This is a genomic window from Blautia faecis, from assembly GCF_027662325.1.
Lineage (GTDB): Bacteria > Bacillota > Clostridia > Lachnospirales > Lachnospiraceae > Blautia_A > Blautia_A faecis.
On record NZ_JAQDKY010000004.1, the window covers coordinates 1 to 18046 of the forward strand.

The window sequence follows — 18046 nt, forward strand, 5'->3', positions numbered from 1 at the left end:
TCGATGATGCCGCCAAGAGTATGCGAATTATTGAAATTGGTTCTGAATCCGGCTTATGAGGGAGAGGATATCTATGCTTCTGACTATATTCCGGAAAAAGGCGGGATAGGAAACTGTATGAGTACAAGTTCAAAAACAAATGGGGCAGTGGCAATCTTTTATCCAGGAGTTGCAAAGACATTCTGTCATAAGCTTGGGGCAGATGGCTTGTATCTGGTATTTACAAGTGTTCATGAGGTGATGATTCATGATGAGGAAAGTGTGGAGCCTGAAAATTTGAAAACAATTCTGGAAGAGACAATAGAAGAAGCAATCCCGGAAGAGGATGTGCTTACCAGACATATCTATCACTACGATCTGAAATCAGACCAGATTGAGATGATGGCGGCATAGTGTTGTGAATTCGTTTCTGGCTGGTGATTTTGGGATGACCGGGATCACCAGCAGGAACTATCAGAACGAAATGGTATCAAATCTAACGACCGTCAGCCCTGGAACGGTATATATTGTGGCAAAACCAGCGAAACGGTTCACTTTTGATACTTTTTTTGATAACGTCAGTTTTGATACAGATGTAGCAATGAGGTTTATAAAATTTTCAGATTTAGGTAATTTCTTTTCATGGAAATACCGTATGGATTATGATATATTAAGTATAGAAGAAACGGATATAGGAGGTGTCGAAAACGGCTGAGAAAAACAACATAAAACCGGATACCATACTAAAGACATTTTGGCGGGATAATGATCATTTCGCAGATTTATTTAATGCAGCGTTATTTGATGGAGAACAGGTACTGAACCCTGCTGATCTCATGGAAGTAGATACAGATGTTTCCTCCATGGTGAAATTTAACAACCATGCAGAGACGGTTCAGAAAGTCCTGGACGTGGTGAAGAAAACAGCATATGGTGTGGATTTTGTAATCTGGGGGCTGGAGAACCAGAGTAAAATTCACTATGCAATGCCTTTACGGCATATGATCGGGGATTCCTTTTCGTATCTGAAGGAGTACAACGAAATTGCAGCCAGGAACAAGGCTGAGAAAGGGTTTGAGTCTTCTGACGAATTCCTTTCCAACTTAAAGAGGACAGACAGGCTTCATCCAGTGATAAGCCTGTGCGTATATTATGGGGAAAAAGAATGGGACGGCCCGTTCTGTCTGGCAGATATGCTGGAAATCCCAGAGAAACTGAAACCATTGGTATCCGATTATAAAATGAACCTGCTTCAGTTAAGGAAAAGCGGATCACTGCGGTTCCATAATGTAGATGTGGATACAGTATTTGATGTAAGCCGTTCCATTTATGAAAAGGATTTTCAGAAGATCAATACTGTGTATAAAGAAAAGGCAATCCCGGCAGAACTCGGAGTCGTGATCGGAGCAATCACAGAATCCCAGAGCCTGATTAACCATGCTTTGCAATCAGAGAAAAAAGGAGGGCAGATTTATATGTGTGGTGCATTAGAAGAATTGGTAAACGAGGGCGTTCAGCGCGGCAGACAGGAAGGAAGAATCGAAGGCCTCCAGGAGGGAATTCTGAAAGGACAACTGGAGGGAATCCAAGCCAATATTCGTACTTGCAAAACGTTTAAGATCAGCAAGTCAGATACAATTAAGAACGTTGCGAAAGAATTTTCACTGTCAGAGGACGAGGCAAAAGATTACGTGGAGAAATATTGGTAGGAATCAATATAACCAGAAGTATGTGTGGGGCAGAATCTGTAAAGGGTTCTGCTCCTGTTTTATTTTTGGTGGAAAAGGCAAAATGAAGGTTTGCAGAGCTTGTAGGGATTCTATACTAAAGTGGTGCTGATGTAAACTGGGGTAAACCATCAAGCGCCGAGATCAACCAGAGATCGGAACAGTTTTGTAACAGGTATAGAATTTGTGAGGTGATGATAATGTTAGATAATATTCCTGACACGCTTACGCTTGCGGAAATACAAGAAGTTCTTCAGATAGGAAAGAATACTGCTTTGCGGCTTGTACATACTGGTATTTTGCCTGGACACCGTGTTGGTGGAAAGTGGTTGTTTTTTAAAGAGGATGTGGAGACATTCATTCAAAATAGCTAAAAATAGTGCATTTGCTTATCAAGAAAGCAAATGCACTATTTTTTTGTGGGAAAGGTGGGAAATATCCCACTTTCAAAGAGCTAATTTGTAATTCTCTTAGCTGATTTTTGTTGTTTAGCTCTTGCATTGCGGCGCCTAGTTGCATCTCCACATCGAGGACAACAGAAATTATCGTCAGATCTAGAAGGGATAAATAAGTTATTACAATTTTTATTGGCACATTTACGGGTAAGTGCATCTTGCGAGCATAGAACTGATAATTCAAACAACATGCCAGTAAAGAGACTGTCTGGTTTCCATTCTGTATAATATTCTGCTTTTTTTGTATCAAAATTTAAAGAAATAGATAATTTTGTTATGTATTCAGTAATAAGATCACTTACTATTATGGGGGCAACTTCATCTATAATAATTCTTAATTCTAGTGGAAGTTCAATATTTTTAGAAATCATAATATCTCCGGAACTGTTTCGATGTTCAAGAAAACTAATATTTCCATAACTATCTTTTTGTGCAATTTCCACAGGCACGGCTTCATTTGAACAAAAATAAAAAGTTAATGCTTTAAGTTTTTGGCATAATTCTACCATTTTTATTGAAAAAGTGGAATCTATCTTGGCAGCACTATATTCATTACGTAACCGACATAGTATGAGGTACATGTCATAGAAGGAAAATTTATCCAACAACAAAAATGTGGAAGATAACCTTAAAGTGATGTTTTGATTAAAAGCAGAACAAATGTGACCTGTTGGTGTAAGTGGTTCGCTTTCTGTGAAATAAACATGCTCATTATGTTTAGGTGAGCATAAGAGTAATGATAAGAGTGCGGCAAAACGTTTTAAGGGAGGATTTAAATTAGCACTGTTGTTGCTTGCAATAAGAAGATTCCTACAGAATGATGATAACAGATAGAAATCATCAAGTAACATACAGTCATGGTTATGGAGGTAATTATTGAAATTTTTGTTGTCTGGAACCAAATAAAATGAGTCAAGTGATTCATGATCAACAACTTGAAGTAAAAAAGATATAGGAAGCCCGTAGCACTTACAAAAATTTATAGCAGCTTCAGAATCTCCAATTTTGATATTAGCAAACTTGTGTATGGTGAATTGTTTTTTCTGAAAATCATTATCAAATACATTCTTTTTTGGTAAAGTACTTTTCTCTTTGAACCCTTCAAAGTCTTTGAATCCAGGATGAAGTTCTTCTGAAATAATATACTGTACGGCACTTTGAGAGGAAGTACAGGGGTGTTTTATATTGATGGAGCCGGAGTCTTTATCGAGAATGCCAATAGAATAAGTTCCGACGTAGTTTTCTAAAGTTATAATTGAGCGACGTTTATTCATCTTAATGCCTTTCTTGTAATGTTAATTTACTGACTAACAATGCAATTGAAAAAAATCCTGATTACAGTTCATACTGGAGTCATCCCCAAAAGATACTTTTATTTTACCATAAAAGCATTCGGTTTTCATCAAGAACTTTTTATATCATGAGTGCAGTAAAAGGGGGGTAACGCCAAAATGTCTTGTTTAACGTCCGTAATTAAAAGGACTAATCTATAGTAGAATAAGGTTGTCGGAAAAATGACAACTTCTGATGCTCAGTATATTAGAAGCTAGGAATCGATATGAGAGTATAAACTTTGGAATGTAAGTCGCTTTGATGCTTTGTACAGAAAAAATTCCGTTGGAACTCTAATGAATCGAGGCTTTTGAAAGATGCGCATACGTGATGTTGTCCAAATTTACAAAGGAGGATGTAGATGTGAAAACTAAAGAAGTAAAAAAAGTAGCTCGTCAAATCAGACAAGGTCACCAGAAAGGAGAAAATATGCGGAACCTATCTCAAAATGAAAACTATTACAGCCAGAAAAACAACCTACTGCCACAGGAAGAGGGAGTCACTGAAAATACAGTGTATAATTCAGATGCCTTTATCCAGCAGAAAAATGCAGAGAGCATGTACAGCAGAGAGGCATTTATTAATCTGGTAAAAAGAATTGAGGACCTGGAAACTGAGGTCGGAAAAATGGCAGATATGATTGTCGATTTAAATGATACTGATAAGAAGCAAAAGAACAAAATAAAGAAACAAAAGGCTCAGATGGAACTGTTGGAGAATCAGATTGCCAAAAGAACAGAGCAGACAAATACCAAAATTAATACCATCTTGGAGATAATCCGAAATATGGGAATTGCTGGCGGCCTGTTTGACGACATCTACATTAAGAAGAAAGACTTATGGAGAGAGACCCAAAAACAGGCAAAGCGAAGAATAAGGAAGATTAGACAGCTTAGCCAGATGGGGCTGCCAGTGGACAAGGGACACTGAGAGGGGGCAACAAACGATGAAAGTATTTTTTGTTGAAAATCAAGGCCTGTATGCGGATGAAGAACTGATTACAGATTTTGAACCCAAGGTGATCGGAATCCAGCAGCATATTAGTTTGTCTGATGGAATGGAAAAAAGGATGTACCAGGTGATGGTTCGAAAGAGTGATGGCTCTGAAACCGCAGTAAAGGAAGTAGATAGTTTACTCCACATATCGTATTTTGATATGTGGGGCATTCCGGACTGTATGCTATCTGCTAAACAAAAGAAAATCTTACAATATAAGCTTCAACAGGACGTGTCTGAGCTTGCAAAAGAACAGACAGAATATGTCATAGAAGCTGGGCAAGGACTGTATTATTATAGGAACTCTTATATTTACAGCTTTGGCAATAAGGTATTTACTAGCAGCGAGTTAGAAACTAGAGTTTCCATTATAAACAAGCCAGAAATTCCCTTGGAAGGAAATTCAGTCACAGAGTGGGCACCTTTATTAAAGGATTACATAAATTTTCTTCCAGGAGTATCCGAAATGTTGTTTTATGGTTCTCTGTTTGGTGCCATAAAACCGATTTTGTGTGATATGGGGATTAATCCCGATTTTGTTATATCACTTGTGGGACCGTCAGGGCATTTGAAAACGAGCATGGTAAGAAAGTATGCTTTGTGGCTGGAAGATTCTGAAAGGCAGGAGGTATCCTTTCGGGATTCCAGGAGAAATAGTAGTATTACAGCCATGATAGATGAAATCCCTGGTCAAAATTTTCTGATAGACGATTTGCATGAAGCAAAAGCTTCTGATGTGGTATCCAGACAGCAAGAAAAGCTGGATTTATGGGTTCGTCATGTAGGAATGCATAAAAATTCAGCCAATGTTTTTATTACTGGAGAAACGATGAAGAAGATGGGGATTTTCAGTTGTAAGGATAGAATCCTGCAAATAGCAGTCCCCAGAATGAAATCGGAAAATTTGAGGGAATTGAAACAGAAAATGGGTATGTTGCCAAACGGATATATGGGAAATCTGGCGGCTGTATTTTTGAAAAAATTGATGAAGAACTATGATGAAGTAAAAGTTATCATCAAGGATTTCTTAGAGCAGAACCTAAATAAAACTGTCGGTACATATGATACCCGGACATATCATCATGGTGTGTTTATTAAACTGACGGAAGCTCTGTTTCGGAAATATATGTGCGGTGGATTATCGAATTGGAGTGAAACTGCGGTGCTGAATGTAGCTATAGAGAAAAATTGTCGAATTCAGCAAAAGGATCTTCAAAGAGAATGTGACATTGATTATACGCTTGATGTTTATGATATGCTGACGAGCAATGATAAATATCTGATCGCAAAGACGGATCGGTTCCAGTACGATCCAAGATCTAATACGAACTATTATTTCGAAAATAGTACAGCATATGTCACCAGAGAGGCTTTGGTCTATGGTATGGGAAAATATTATGATCAAGTCGTGTCCTGGAAAAAAATTGTTGATGATTTGGATGAAAAAGCAGTTTTAGAAGAGGATACGGATAAAAGAACAAAAAAATTTATGGAAAAACGTCATTATGTAATACGGTTTGACGTGATTCAAAATTATAAGAGGTTAAAAGAAATGTAGAGAAGTAAACCTATAAAAATAAAAAAATATATTATTGAAATGAAATAAATATAAGGAGGACACTTTCATGAGAGAAATTAACGTTCCAATCTGCGAAAAAGCAGCACTTACCATCGAAGAAGCAGCGGAGTACAGCAATATCGGGCAGAATCGCCTTAGCGAATTACTGAAGCAGCCGCGCTGTACATTTGTACTCTATGTAGGTAAGAAAAAGCTGGTAAAACGCCGGGAATTTGACCAGTTCATATCTCAGAGCATCCAGATTTAACGACTGATACCACGATAAATGCTATACAAAAGAGTTCCGGTGTGCTATAATCTAATGCGTATCGGGGCTCTTTTGCGTGAAAAGGAGCGCGATCATAATGGGAAAAGATTTAAAAGGACGAGAGCTTGGGAAAGGAATTTCTCAGGAAAAAAATGGTTTATATTCAGCCCGATATGTGGATAAATTGGGCACAAGAAGACATAAACGGTTCAAAAAGTTGCAGGAATGCAGGAAATGGATTGCAGATTCTACTTATATAAATGAGCATAGCGATATTTCTGCTCCGGCAGAGATGCTGGTAGATAGCTGGTTTGAATATTGGATCAGTATTAAAAAGAAGACGGTACGTTACAATACTGTGAGAAATTACCGGGAAAGATATAAACACAATATCCAGCCTGTGATTGGAAAGATGGTGTTGTCGGAAGTGAAGCCTTTGCATTGTCAGCTGATTTTTAATCAGATGGCAGAAAAGGGGTATCGCACAAGTACCATATACCAGACGAGAATCGCACTATTCAATATGCTTGAGTTTGCCAGGGAGAATGATGTAATTTGCAGAAATCCCTGCAAACGATCTGTCAAAAGCGATATGGGAAAGCCCTCGCAGAAGAAAGAAGCTCTGACCAAGGAGGTACAGAAGGTCTTTCTGGAATATGCTACTGGGCAGAGTTGTGAGAATCAATACCGTTTTGTGCTACAGACTGGTCTTAGAACTGGGGAATTAGTAGGTCTGAAATGGGAAGACATAGACTTCTCCAAGAAGACTATGAATATTCAGCGTAGTATGGAATATCGTCATTCCACAGGTGAGTGGAGAGTTGGTGAACCGAAAAGCAAGTCCGGCTATCGAGTTGTTCCACTGACCGATGAAGCCATCTCTATTTTAAAAGACCAGAAAATAAAAAATAAAAAGATTAAAGTAATACCTATGGAATGGAACGAGTTTGTTTTTCTTTGCAGAAAGGGAACGCCTGTAAAAAACAGTACATATGATACAGCATTGTCCAAGATCTGTGATAAGGCAGGTATCTCGCATTTTTCGATGCACATATTGCGGCACACATTTGCCACCAGATGTATTGAAGCAGGAATGAAGCCGAAGACCTTGCAGACGTTACTGGGGCATTCCAATATTGGGATTACAATGAATTTATATGTCCACACCACCGAGGAAGAAAAACAGAGGGAAATCGACCTGGTGGCAGACGCTCTGAAGGTGATTTAAGTCATGTTTGGACCAGAATGGCCCACTAAATGGCCCACCTGTTTACAGAATGTGTCTGAAAATGCTGTAAAATCAATACATTTAAAGGAGATATAGAGTAAAATGAAATTAGGTATCGTTGGACTTCCAAATGTAGGAAAAAGTACACTTTTTAATTCCCTGACAAAGGCTGGTGCAGAATCTGCGAACTATCCCTTCTGTACCATTGACCCGAATGTGGGAGTTGTTACTGTGCCGGATGAAAGACTTGCACTGCTTGGTGATTTTTATCATTCCAAGAAAGTGACACCGGCCGTTATAGAATTTGTTGACATTGCAGGACTTGTAAAGGGCGCTTCTAAGGGAGAAGGTCTTGGAAACCAGTTCCTTGCAAACATCCGTGAAGTTGATGCAATCGTTCATGTAGTACGCTGTTTTGAGGATACCAATGTAATTCACGTAGATGGAAGCATCGACCCGATCCGTGATATTGAGACTATCAACCTGGAGCTCATTTTCTCTGATCTTGAGATCCTGGAGAGAAGAATTGCAAAGGTTACCAAGACTGCCCGTATGGACAAAGAAGCTGCAAAAGAGCTTGATTTCCTTCAGAAAATCAAGAAATGGCTGGAAGACGGCAAAATGGCCATCACTATGGAACTGGAGAATGAGGATGAGGAAGCATGGATGGGAACATACAATCTGCTCACTCAGAAACCGGTTATTTACGCTGCAAATGTTGCAGAAGACGATCTTGCAAATGATGGTGCTGACAATGCGCATGTACAGGCTGTAAGAAAATATGCTGCAGAGCAGAACAGTGAGATTTTCGTAATCTGTGCTCAGATCGAGGAAGAGATTTCCGAACTGGATGAGGATGAGAGAAAAATGTTCCTGGAGGATCTTGGACTCAAGGAATCAGGACTTGAGAAGCTGGTTAAGGCAAGTTATCATCTTCTTGGACTTATGAGCTTCCTGACCTCCGGAGAAGATGAGACCAGAGCATGGACCATCAAGATTGGAACCAAGGCTCCGCAGGCAGCAGGTAAGATTCATTCTGATTTTGAGCGTGGATTCATTAAAGCTGAGGTAGTAAACTATCAGGACCTTCTTGACTGTGGCTCCTATGCAGGCGCAAGAGAAAAAGGTCTTGTAAGAATGGAAGGTAAGGATTACGTAGTACAGGATGGAGATGTGATCTTATTCCGTTTCAATGTCTGATAAGTAATAGAAACAGAGGGATAGCATAAATGTCAATTCAGTTTCCGAATCTGGGAATAAACCTGGGTTATGTGGGGAAATCCATTCAAATATTTGGATTTGAGATTACATTTTTTGGCCTTGTAATAGCTCTGGGAATGCTTCTGGGAATGGGATTTGTGATTCTGGAAGCGAAGCGCTGCGGCGAGAATAAAGACGATTATCTGGAAATGATGATCATATCCCTGCTTCTGGGGGTGGTCGGATCCAGAATGCTTTATGTTTTATGTTCCTGGAATCTTTATAAGGGCAATATTATTGAGATCTTTAATGTGAGAAATGGCGGACTTACATTCTACGGCGGTCTGTTTGGAGGAATGCTGGGAGCAGCCATTTACTGCGGCGCGCGCAGAAAATCTTTTATGCAGATGGCAGATACTGCCAGCATGGGAATCGTTATTGCGCAGATAATAGGAAGGTGGGGAGATTTCTTTAACAGGGAATCTTTCGGTGAGTATACCAACAGCATATTTGCAATGCAGCTCCCTTTATCTGCTGTGCGTTCCAGCGAAGTGACATCTGCAATGAGGGAAAACCTGGAGACAATAGGTGGAACTTCTTATATTCAAGTACATCCGGTTTTCTTATACGAGAGTCTTTGGTGTCTGCTTTTGTTTCTCCTGATGCTTGTGTGGAAGCGCAAAAAACATTTCCACGGAGAAGTATTTCTGAAATATCTGGCAGGATATGGTCTCGGACGATTTTGCATAGAACTTCTTCGAACAGACAAGCTTATGATTCCGGGAACTTCTGTTGGAATTTCCCAGCTGATCTCAGCAGCACTGTTTGTAATCTGTGCTATGATCGCAGTTGTGGAAGAAACCATGGCGAAAAAGAGGGCGGCAAGGCGCAGACGCAGGAGAGAACAGGACTATGAAGCGCAGGAAAGAGCAGCCAGAGAAGCTGAAGCAGAAGAATACAGAGACCGGCTCAGACTGGAGAGAGCTTTTGCAGATGGAGATGCCGCAGGTGTTCCGGAAGTCTATAACGGAACAGCATCTGCTTATGAACATGATTCCGAAGAATCAGAAGAAACTTCGTCTGTGGAAGAAGAGCATCCGGAAGAAGATCCTCAGGATGAAAAGAACACAGAGAAAATCGTGGAAGAGGAAAATTCAGTTGCTGAGGATTTCTATGAGGAGGACTCAGAGAAAGATACAGAAGAAATTTCTGAGGAGGAAGCTTTGCCAGAAGCTTCCGGTACAGAAAATTATGTGGAAGAAAATGCCGGGATTTCTGAAGAAGAAACTGTTGCTGCGAAGGGTCCGACAGCTTCAGAAGAAGATGAATGGTTGTATAGCCAGCCGCGCAGATTTGCGAAAAAACCTGCCCATGAGCAGAAAGATTGATCATATGATTGTCAGATACCTGAATCTGGACTAAACAAAACGTTATTTTGGTGGGAGCGAATCCCACTGAAGTGGCGTTTTTTTGTGTGTAATAGGTAATTTCGCTGGAATTTCCGGCAATATAAAAAGTCCTGCAGGGCAGGATTTATTTGTATATAAAAATTTTTTGACTGCATTTTCGCTGTTTGTAAGGACTTTGTAACAGAATTATGTAATAGATTTCATAATTTCCCACTTGTAATTTAGGGGCAAATGGGTTAGAATGGGTTCATAAGTGGTAGGAAGTGGAGAAAAGTGGTGACAAATGGGGACGAAGTGGCAGAACTTCCATTTGTTTCCCGTCATGAGATACGAGGGGGAGACTCGTATTTCACGAGAGTAGGTGAGTTTTTATGTTCATGGGCGAGTACAATCACACAATCGACGCGAAGGGGCGTTTGATCATCCCGGCGAAATTTCGGGAACCTTTAGGTGAGGAATTTGTTCTTACCAGAGGACTTGATGGTTGTCTTTATATTTATCCTATGGATGAATGGGAAGCCTTTGAAGAGAAACTCCGTGCATTACCACTTACAAATAAAGACGCTAGAGCCTTTTCGCGCTTCTTTGTTGCAGGTGCAACAACATGTGAACTGGACAAGCAGGGGAGAATTCTCGTACCACAGACGTTACGTGAGTTCGCTGGTCTGGAGAAAGATGTTATTCTGGCTGGAAACTTAAGCAGAGTAGAAGTCTGGAGCAAGGAGAAATGGAGCGAGAATTGCAATTATGACGATATGGACAGCATTGCTGCCGACATGGAGAACATGGGAATCGTCATCTGAGCATAAAATAAGCGAGAAATCCAACAGGAGACGGAAATGGAATTTAAACACAAATCTGTATTACTGGACGAGACCGTTGGCGGGCTGAATATTAAGCCGGATGGAATCTATGTGGATGGCACTTTGGGCGGCGCAGGACATGCCATTGAGGTATGCAGGAAACTTTCTGCCAAGGGGAGATTTATTGGTATAGATCAAGACCAGGATGCGATAATTGCTGCGAGTGAACGGCTTGCCGCCTTTGATCAGGTGACAATCATTCGCAGCAATTATTGTTACATGGTACAGGAGCTTGCCGCAAGGGGAATTCACAAGGTTGATGGTATTGTTCTGGATTTGGGAGTATCCTCCTATCAGCTGGACAATGAGGAACGTGGATTTACCTATCGGGTAGATGCACCTCTTGACATGCGCATGGATCAGAGACAGACACAGACTGCCAGTGACATTGTTAACGGTTATGAAGAAAGAGAACTGTATCGCATTATCCGCGATTACGGTGAAGATAAATTTGCGAAAAATATCGCGAAACATATAGTAGCAGCAAGACAGCAGAGCCCCATTATGACAACGGGTCAGCTTACACAGATCATCCGGGAATCCATACCTATGAAGATACAGGCAGCAGGAGGTCATCCGGCTAAGCGTACGTTCCAGGCAATCAGAATTGAGCTGAATAAGGAACTGGATGTTCTTCGTGATTCACTTGATGGGATGATTGATCTTCTGGATGATGGCGGAAGGCTTTGCATTATTACGTTCCATTCACTGGAAGACAGAATTGTAAAAACAATTTTTCGAAAAAATGAGAACCCGTGTACCTGTCCACCGGATTTTCCGGTATGTGTGTGCGGAAAGAAATCCAAGGGGAGAGTTATCACAAGGAAGCCAATTCTTCCAAGTGATGAAGAAATGGAAGAAAACCCGCGTTCTAAGAGTGCTAAGCTTAGAATTTTTGAAAAAAAAGTTTAAAAGAAGGGTAAAAAATGGCGGAGACAGGCAGACATACGAATACTGTGTCAGGTAAAAGACGTCCACAAAATGTGTATGTTGATGGCAACACTGTCCGAAAAGTCCAGGAAGTTCCTGGGCGGAGAGAGTACCGTCAGCCAGAGCATTCTGTTCGTAAAAATAAGGCAAAACCAGAGCTGACCACACCAGAGCAGCAGGTCCGGGGAAACAAGCCGCTTAGTAAGGCAGCCAGGAGAAACCGTGCGAAAGCCAATAATATGAACCGTAATTTTGCCATATTTCTGGCTGCACTTGGTATCCTTATTGTGTTTTGCAGTATTAATTATCTGAAATTGAAAACAGAATGCACCAGTAAAAGAAGCCAGCTGGCCACTCTTGAATCCCAACTGGCCGAGCTGAAAGAAGACAACGATGCATATGAGAGCCAGGTGACTTCAAGTGTTGACCTTGAAAGAATCCGGAAAATCGCCATCGGACGTCTGGGCATGAAATATCCAAGCAACCAGCAGACAGAAACCTATGCGACTGAAGGCGGCAGCTACGTAAGACAGTATCAGGACGTGACCGGGAAGTAATGGGAATGAAGGCAGGTGTTTGATTGACTACTCTGAGAAGAAAAACAAAAAGAAAACCTATAAAAAAAATAAATCACAGTATGAAAAAAAAGCTGTCAATACTGCTCTTTTGCGTATTGGGAGCTTTAATCGTTTTATTGGGAGTTATCACTTATATTAATTTTCAAAGTGGTGACAAGTATAAGAAACAGGTGCTGAGTCAGGCTCAGCAAAAATACCAGAATCGCACAATGCCAGCGAAACGAGGGACAATCTATGATCGAAATGGCAACATTCTGGCAACGAGCAACAAGGTGTATAATGTTGTACTGGACTGTAAAGCTGTAAATTCAGATGAGGATTATCTGGATCCTACGGTGAATGCTCTGGTTACCATATTTGGCCTTGATGAAGGAGAACTCCGTACCAGGCTTACTTCTGATAAGACCAGGGAGAGTCAGTATCAGATCGTGAAAAAGCAGGTCTCCATGGATGATAAGAAAGCATTCGAGGATTACTGCAGCATACCAGATGATACGGAAATGACCAGGGAAGAAATTCAGGAGAAAAACAATATCCAGGGTGTATGGTTTGAAGAAGATTACCTGAGAGTCTATCCATATAATGAGCTGGCCTGTGATACGTTGGGATTTACTTTTTCCCGAGATACTGCGGACTATGGAATTGAGGGCTACTACAATAGCAGCCTGACAGGAATTGATGGCCGCCAGTACGGATATTTCAGTGATGATTCTAATGTGGAGCAAACCATTATCGAAGCTTCTGACGGAAACAGTCTGGAGCTTAGCCTCGATCTTGGAACACAGCAGATTGTGGAAAAATGGGTAAATGCCTTTAAGGAATCTACTGGCGCCAAAAATATAGGAGTGATCGTGGAAGACCCTTCAAGTGGTGAAATCCTTGCCATGGATGGGGGCGACCGATATGATCTTAATGATCCACGTAATCTGTCTTCCTTATATTCAGCAGATGAGATTGCTGCTATGAACGACAGTGAGACCATGGATGCTCTAAGCGCCATGTGGAATAACTTTTGTGTAACCGACATTTACGAACCTGGTTCCGTTGTGAAGCCCATTGTTATGGCAGCTGCTCTGGAACAGGGAAAAATATCCACCAGTGATACCTTCTATTGTGATGGTTACCAGAATTTTGGTGTGCCAGGAAATATGACCACCATCAAATGTGCAAATATTTACGGACACGGAATGGAAACCCTTGCGGAAGTAATCGCAAACTCCTGTAACGATGCCATGATGCAGATTGGTGCAAAGATGGGCGTTGAGAATTTCCTGAAAGCACAGAGTACTTTCAATTTCGGAAGCAGGACAGGAATCGATCTTCCAAATGAGGGATATGGTATTATGCATACTGTTGATACCATGCATGAGACAGAGCTTGCGTGTTCTGCATTTGGTCAGGGATTCAGCTGTACTATGATCCAGGAAATCAATGCAATGTGTTCGGTTATCAATGGCGGCTACTATTATCAGCCACATCTTGTGACAAAAGTCAAAGACGCCAGCGGTGCAACTGTGAAGACAATCAGCCCGCTTCTTCAGAAGCAGACTATTTCTTCCAGCATTTCCGCTGATATCAGAAGCTATATGCAGGCCAGTGTAGAGCAGGGTACCAGTATGACGTCAAAGGTACAGGGTTACAGCTCAGGCGGTAAAACAGGAACTGCGGAGAAATTCCCCCGTGGAAATGGTAAATACGTGGTTTCCTTTATCGGATTTGCCCCGGTTGATGACCCGCAGGTTCTGATCTATGTGGTAATTGACGAGCCAAATGTAGAGGATCAGGCCAGCAGTATTTATCCACAGTATGTGGCACAGGCAATTCTTTCCGAGCTTCTGCCATACATGAATATTCAGCCCGATCAGTCTACAGACGGAACTGTTCCGGAGACAGAGCTTTGGGAGAAATTTAATGGTCATGTAAATACTATATCTGACAGTCAGATTGATGAAAATGGAAATCTGGTGGATGAAGAGGGCAACCTCATTGACTGGGATGGCAATCGGATTGACGAAAATGGTTACCTGCTGAATAGTGACGGAAGTTATCAGATCAATGCAAACGGAGAGTATATAAAATCTGCTAACCTTGATGGAATCAGCGATTCCTACACTGGTTCAGCCAGGGAAACTCTGCCGGAGGCTGTTTCTGATACCAATGTTCCGGGACCTCCGGAAGATAACACGGATCCCATTGAGGATAACAATATGGAGAGTGAAGGCCTGACTAACGAGGAAGCCGGACTGGATTAGAAATACTGTCCATAGGTGGCATAGTATTGGCAGGAAATAAAAAAACAGACTGTTCACCATAATACAACACATACCTCCATCTGAAATTATCATATATTAGTTATGATGATTTCAGATGGGGATTTTTTTATGAAAAAAACTATGACCTTTCACAGGAAAAAAATATGGATGGTTTTTCTTGTATGTGCACTTATGCTTCTGGGACTTGTGGGAAGGCTTGTTTACCTGATGGGGATTCGGTCGGATTACTATTACCAGAAAGCAGAAGAACTTCATGAAAGAGAACGAGTCATTAAGGCTGCAAGAGGACAGATACTGGATGCAAAAGGGAGGATTCTGGCAGATAATAAAACTGTATGTACTATTTCCGTTATTCACAGTCAGATTAAGGACCCACAGAAGGTTATTGAGGTCTTGTCAAAAGAGTTGGAAATAGATACTGACACAGTGCGTAAAAAAGTTGAAAAAATATCTTCAATTGAACGAATTAAGACAAATGTGGAAAAATCTGTGGGAGATGTGATACGTGGGTATGAACTGGATGGTGTGAAAGTGGATGAGGATTATAAGCGGTATTATCCTTACGGATCTCTGGCTTCCAAGGTTCTGGGATTTACAGGCGGTGACAATCAGGGGATAATTGGCCTGGAAGTGAAATATGAGGAAATTTTAAAGGGACAGGCGGGAAAAATCCTGACCACAACAGATGCCAGAGGCGTGGAAATCGACCAGATCGGAGAAAGCAGGGAAGATCCGGTGGCAGGGGAAAACCTGAAAATCAGTCTGGATGTGGATCTGCAGCAGTATGCTCAGCAGGCGGCCCTGAAAGTAATGGAAGAAAAACAGGCTGCGCGTGTTTCCATACTTCTTATGAATCCGCAGAACGGAGAAATTTATGTATGTGTTAATGTGCCGGAATTTGATCTGAACGATCCTTTTATATTGAATACGGACGTGGACACTTCAGGACTGAATGAACAGGAAAAACAGGATCTTCTGAACCAGATGTGGAGAAATCCCTGCCTGAACGATACATATGAGCCCGGTTCTACCTTTAAGATCATTACCATGTCTGCAGGTCTGGAGGCTGGCGTGGTTTCCGTAAATGACAGATTTTTCTGTCCGGGGTATAAGCTGGTGGATGACAGGCGGATTCACTGTGCAAGGAGAACAGGACACGGTTCCCAGAGCTTTGTGGAAGGTGCCCAGAATTCCTGCAATCCGGTTTTTATTGAAGTGGGTCTGAGACTTGGGGTGGAAAACTATTATCATTATTTCAAGGAGTTTGGACTTTTGAAGAAGACAGGTGTAGATCTGCCGGGAGAGGCTGGAACGATCATGCATAAAATGGAAAATATGGGGAATGTGGAGCTGGCAACAGTTGCTTTTGGCCAGTCTTTTCAGATTACGCCAATTCAGCTGGCGACCACAGTCAGTTCTCTGATCAATGGGGGGAGGCGGATCACACCTCATTTTGGGGTATCCGTTCTGAGCTCAGATGGCACCAGCGGAAGAAAGCTGGAATATCCGGTGGAAACGGGGATTATTTCGGAAAAAACATCAGAGACAGTAAGAGGAATTCTGGAGAAAGTAGTGTCAGAAGGTTCCGGAAGAAATGCCCGGATCGAGGGATGCACAGTGGGGGGCAAGACGGCTACTTCCCAGACTTTGCCAAGAAGTGCCAACCGGTATATTTCTTCCTTTCTTGGTTTTATGCCTGCGGAAGATCCACAGATCCTGGGGCTTTGCATTATACATGACCCGCAGGGCGTGTATTACGGAGGAACCATTGCGGCACCTGTGATAAAGAATATTTTTGAGGCGGTGCTAGAGCGTGTTTGAAAAATCATTCCCGCAATCTGCACGCCCCACTTTGCGGGAGATTTCACCCGAATTCGGTTGCCGTAGCCCGCTACGGCGCCCTCATCCGGGCAAAATCTCCCACAAATTGTGACGCACATCTTGCAGAAAGCCTTTTTCAAACACGCTCTAAATCAGAAAAAAGAAAGATAAGCTTCGGTGATCGGTCAGGCTGTGAGCAAGGAGAAGTATGTTACCGGTCACGAAGTAAGCAGTAAACAATGTGGGGATATTATCTTGCAAAAACCAAGCTATGGGTTGATAAATAAGGGGAAAAGCTTTATACTATAAGATGCTTTAAAAAGTTTAGAGCGTGTTTGAAAATGGTTTCTGCAAGATGTGTGTCACAATTTGAGGAAGATTGCGGAATGCTTTTTTAAACAGACTCTGGAACGAAAAAAACGAAAGAATTAAAGAGGTGTGAGGATGGAATTTCATATTGTGATCCCGGTACTGATTTCCTTCGCAATCAGTGCAGTATTAGGACCTGTTATTATTCCTTTTCTGCGTAAGCTGAAAATGGGACAGACAGAGAGAACAGAGGGCGTACAGTCGCATCTGAAAAAGGCCGGAACCCCGACTATGGGCGGCGTGATCTTTCTGATATCCACGATTATTACTTCATTGTTTTATGTAAAAGATTATCCCAAGATTATCCCGGTTCTGTTCCTGACTCTGGGATTCGGACTGATCGGTTTTCTGGATGATTATCTGAAGGTAGTCCTTAGAAGATCTGACGGACTTCTTCCATGGCAGAAATTTCTGCTTCAGGTAGTGGTAACAGGTATTTTTACTTTCTACCTGCTGCGGTATACAGATGTGTCTCTGACCATGCGTATTCCATTCTGGGGGGGACATTATCTGAATCTTGGCTGGCTGGCTGTACCGGTGCTGTTCTTTGCAGTGATCGGAACGGTAAATGGCGTAAACTTTACTGACGGTGTAGATGGTCTTGCTACCAGCGTTACCCTGATCGTAGCCGTATTTTTCACGGTTGTATCCATTGGAACCCAGTCAGGTATCGAGCCTGTCACCTGTGCTGTTATCGGCGGACTGATGGGATTTTTACTTTACAATGTATACCCGGCAAGTGTGTTCATGGGAGATACAGGATCTCTGGCGCTTGGTGGATTTGTGGCAGGTGTGGCTTATATGCTGCAGATGCCTCTGTTTATACTGATCGTGGGACTGATCTATCTGGTTGAGGTATTGTCCGTTATGATCCAGGTAACCTATTTCAAAGCAACACATGGCAAACGTATTTTCAAAATGGCGCCTATCCATCATCATTTTGAGCTTTGCGGATGGTCAGAAGCCAGAGTAGTTGCAGTGTTTACTATTGTGACTGCAATTATGTGCCTGATCGGACTTTTAGCCCTGTAAGAGCTGCCTGAAAAGGGAGAATTCCGGG

At 41.7% G+C, this 18046-nt stretch carries 18 protein-coding genes and 1 pseudogene; 17 read left to right on the plus strand and 2 right to left on the minus strand.

The window, feature by feature from the left end; genetic code table 11:
* The 4 genes from PGQ38_RS03215 to PGQ38_RS03230 all read left to right on the plus strand — a co-directional run.
* The coding region (locus PGQ38_RS03215; protein ID WP_270430812.1) for a DUF5688 family protein at positions 1-393 on the plus strand (393 nt) is incomplete at its 5' end.
* A gap of 4 nt (positions 394-397) precedes the next feature.
* A complete protein-coding gene (locus tag PGQ38_RS03220; protein WP_204454747.1) occupies positions 398-694 on the plus strand; it encodes a hypothetical protein in 297 nt (98 codons plus the stop codon).
* Complete coding sequence (locus PGQ38_RS03225) at positions 678-1688, plus strand: Rpn family recombination-promoting nuclease/putative transposase (protein WP_204454749.1); 1011 nt, start codon at positions 678-680, stop codon at positions 1686-1688. The genes PGQ38_RS03220 and PGQ38_RS03225 overlap by 17 nt, the downstream gene beginning before the upstream one ends.
* Positions 1689-1906: 218 nt before the next feature.
* Positions 1907-2080: a helix-turn-helix domain-containing protein gene (locus PGQ38_RS03230; protein ID WP_204454751.1), complete on the plus strand. Its 174-nt coding sequence runs from the start codon at positions 1907-1909 to the stop codon at positions 2078-2080.
* 80 nt (positions 2081-2160) lie between these two features.
* Here the strand turns inward: PGQ38_RS03230 and PGQ38_RS03235 are convergent, their stop codons facing one another.
* A complete protein-coding gene (locus PGQ38_RS03235; RefSeq protein ID WP_204454753.1) occupies positions 2161-3435 on the minus strand; it encodes a hypothetical protein in 1275 nt (424 codons plus the stop codon).
* A gap of 421 nt (positions 3436-3856) precedes the next feature.
* Between PGQ38_RS03235 and PGQ38_RS03240 the strand changes: the two genes are divergently transcribed.
* The 11 genes from PGQ38_RS03240 (at position 3857) to PGQ38_RS03290 (ending at position 16617) form a co-directional block, all read left to right on the plus strand.
* Positions 3857-4423: a hypothetical protein gene (locus tag PGQ38_RS03240; protein WP_204454755.1), complete on the plus strand. Its 567-nt coding sequence runs from the start codon at positions 3857-3859 to the stop codon at positions 4421-4423.
* Between the two features lie 148 nt (positions 4424-4571).
* Positions 4572-6047 carry a hypothetical protein gene (locus tag PGQ38_RS03245; RefSeq protein WP_270430814.1) on the plus strand — a complete coding sequence of 492 codons (1476 nt, stop codon included), beginning with the start codon at positions 4572-4574 and terminating at the stop codon, positions 6045-6047.
* A gap of 67 nt (positions 6048-6114) precedes the next feature.
* Positions 6115-6315: an excisionase gene (locus PGQ38_RS03250; RefSeq protein WP_204454759.1), complete on the plus strand. Its 201-nt coding sequence runs from the start codon at positions 6115-6117 to the stop codon at positions 6313-6315.
* A gap of 97 nt (positions 6316-6412) precedes the next feature.
* Positions 6413-7543 carry a tyrosine-type recombinase/integrase gene (locus PGQ38_RS03255; protein ID WP_204454761.1) on the plus strand — a complete coding sequence of 377 codons (1131 nt, stop codon included), beginning with the start codon at positions 6413-6415 and terminating at the stop codon, positions 7541-7543.
* Between the two features lie 102 nt (positions 7544-7645).
* Positions 7646-8743, plus strand: coding sequence for a redox-regulated ATPase YchF (gene ychF / locus PGQ38_RS03260; RefSeq protein WP_021926448.1), 1098 nt, complete (start codon positions 7646-7648; stop codon positions 8741-8743).
* Between the two features lie 29 nt (positions 8744-8772).
* A complete protein-coding gene (gene lgt / locus PGQ38_RS03265) occupies positions 8773-10131 on the plus strand; it encodes a prolipoprotein diacylglyceryl transferase (RefSeq protein WP_187565058.1) in 1359 nt (452 codons plus the stop codon).
* Between the two features lie 392 nt (positions 10132-10523).
* Complete coding sequence (gene mraZ, locus PGQ38_RS03270) at positions 10524-10955, plus strand: division/cell wall cluster transcriptional repressor MraZ (protein WP_118578197.1); 432 nt, start codon at positions 10524-10526, stop codon at positions 10953-10955.
* Between the two features lie 36 nt (positions 10956-10991).
* Positions 10992-11927 (plus strand): 16S rRNA (cytosine(1402)-N(4))-methyltransferase RsmH, encoded by a 936-nt coding sequence (gene rsmH / locus PGQ38_RS03275; protein ID WP_148461134.1) that lies wholly within the window; start codon positions 10992-10994, stop codon positions 11925-11927.
* Between the two features lie 14 nt (positions 11928-11941).
* On the plus strand, positions 11942-12502 hold the full coding sequence (locus tag PGQ38_RS03280; protein ID WP_270430816.1) for a septum formation initiator family protein: 561 nt from the start codon (positions 11942-11944) through the stop codon (positions 12500-12502).
* 230 nt (positions 12503-12732) lie between these two features.
* On the plus strand, positions 12733-14775 hold the full coding sequence (locus tag PGQ38_RS03285; RefSeq protein ID WP_270430817.1) for a peptidoglycan D,D-transpeptidase FtsI family protein: 2043 nt from the start codon (positions 12733-12735) through the stop codon (positions 14773-14775).
* A 129-nt stretch (positions 14776-14904) separates the two neighbouring features.
* Positions 14905-16617, plus strand: a complete 1713-nt coding sequence (locus tag PGQ38_RS03290) for a peptidoglycan D,D-transpeptidase FtsI family protein (RefSeq protein ID WP_195991848.1) — start codon at positions 14905-14907, stop codon at positions 16615-16617.
* Here the strand turns inward: PGQ38_RS03290 and PGQ38_RS19710 are convergent.
* Positions 16551-16736, minus strand: coding sequence for a DUF6783 domain-containing protein (locus PGQ38_RS19710; protein ID WP_306467719.1), 186 nt, complete (start codon positions 16734-16736; stop codon positions 16551-16553). The genes PGQ38_RS03290 and PGQ38_RS19710 overlap by 67 nt on opposite strands.
* Between PGQ38_RS19710 and PGQ38_RS19715 the strand changes: the two are divergent.
* A pseudogene (locus PGQ38_RS19715) lies at positions 16674-16853 on the plus strand (DUF6783 domain-containing protein); the annotation flags it as partial. The gene PGQ38_RS19710 and the pseudogene PGQ38_RS19715 sit on opposite strands and share 63 nt — an antisense overlap.
* Positions 16854-17061: 208 nt before the next feature.
* The gene (gene mraY, locus PGQ38_RS03295) at positions 17062-18018 is read left to right on the plus strand and encodes a phospho-N-acetylmuramoyl-pentapeptide-transferase (RefSeq protein ID WP_148461137.1); all 957 of its coding nucleotides are present in this window, start codon (positions 17062-17064) and stop codon (positions 18016-18018) included.
* Positions 18019-18046 lie beyond the last annotated feature (28 nt).

Excerpts from the sequence above, each read along its gene's own strand:
- PGQ38_RS03230 (WP_204454751.1), top strand. The coding sequence starts at position 1,907 with ATGTTAGATAATATTCCTGACACGCTTACGCTTGCGGAAATACAAGAA.
- PGQ38_RS03235 (WP_204454753.1), bottom strand. The coding sequence starts at position 3,435 with ATGAATAAACGTCGCTCAATTATAACTTTAGAAAACTACGTCGGAACT.
- PGQ38_RS03250 (WP_204454759.1), top strand. The coding sequence starts at position 6,115 with ATGAGAGAAATTAACGTTCCAATCTGCGAAAAAGCAGCACTTACCATC.
- PGQ38_RS03255 (WP_204454761.1), top strand. The coding sequence starts at position 6,413 with ATGGGAAAAGATTTAAAAGGACGAGAGCTTGGGAAAGGAATTTCTCAG.
- ychF (WP_021926448.1), top strand. The coding sequence starts at position 7,646 with ATGAAATTAGGTATCGTTGGACTTCCAAATGTAGGAAAAAGTACACTT.
- lgt (WP_187565058.1), top strand. The coding sequence starts at position 8,773 with ATGTCAATTCAGTTTCCGAATCTGGGAATAAACCTGGGTTATGTGGGG.
- mraZ (WP_118578197.1), top strand. The coding sequence starts at position 10,524 with ATGTTCATGGGCGAGTACAATCACACAATCGACGCGAAGGGGCGTTTG.
- rsmH (WP_148461134.1), top strand. The coding sequence starts at position 10,992 with ATGGAATTTAAACACAAATCTGTATTACTGGACGAGACCGTTGGCGGG.
- PGQ38_RS03280 (WP_270430816.1), top strand. The coding sequence starts at position 11,942 with ATGGCGGAGACAGGCAGACATACGAATACTGTGTCAGGTAAAAGACGT.
- PGQ38_RS03285 (WP_270430817.1), top strand. The coding sequence starts at position 12,733 with ATGCCAGCGAAACGAGGGACAATCTATGATCGAAATGGCAACATTCTG.
- PGQ38_RS03290 (WP_195991848.1), top strand. The coding sequence starts at position 14,905 with ATGAAAAAAACTATGACCTTTCACAGGAAAAAAATATGGATGGTTTTT.
- PGQ38_RS19710 (WP_306467719.1), bottom strand. The coding sequence starts at position 16,736 with ATGTGCGTCACAATTTGTGGGAGATTTTGCCCGGATGAGGGCGCCGTA.
- mraY (WP_148461137.1), top strand. The coding sequence starts at position 17,062 with ATGGAATTTCATATTGTGATCCCGGTACTGATTTCCTTCGCAATCAGT.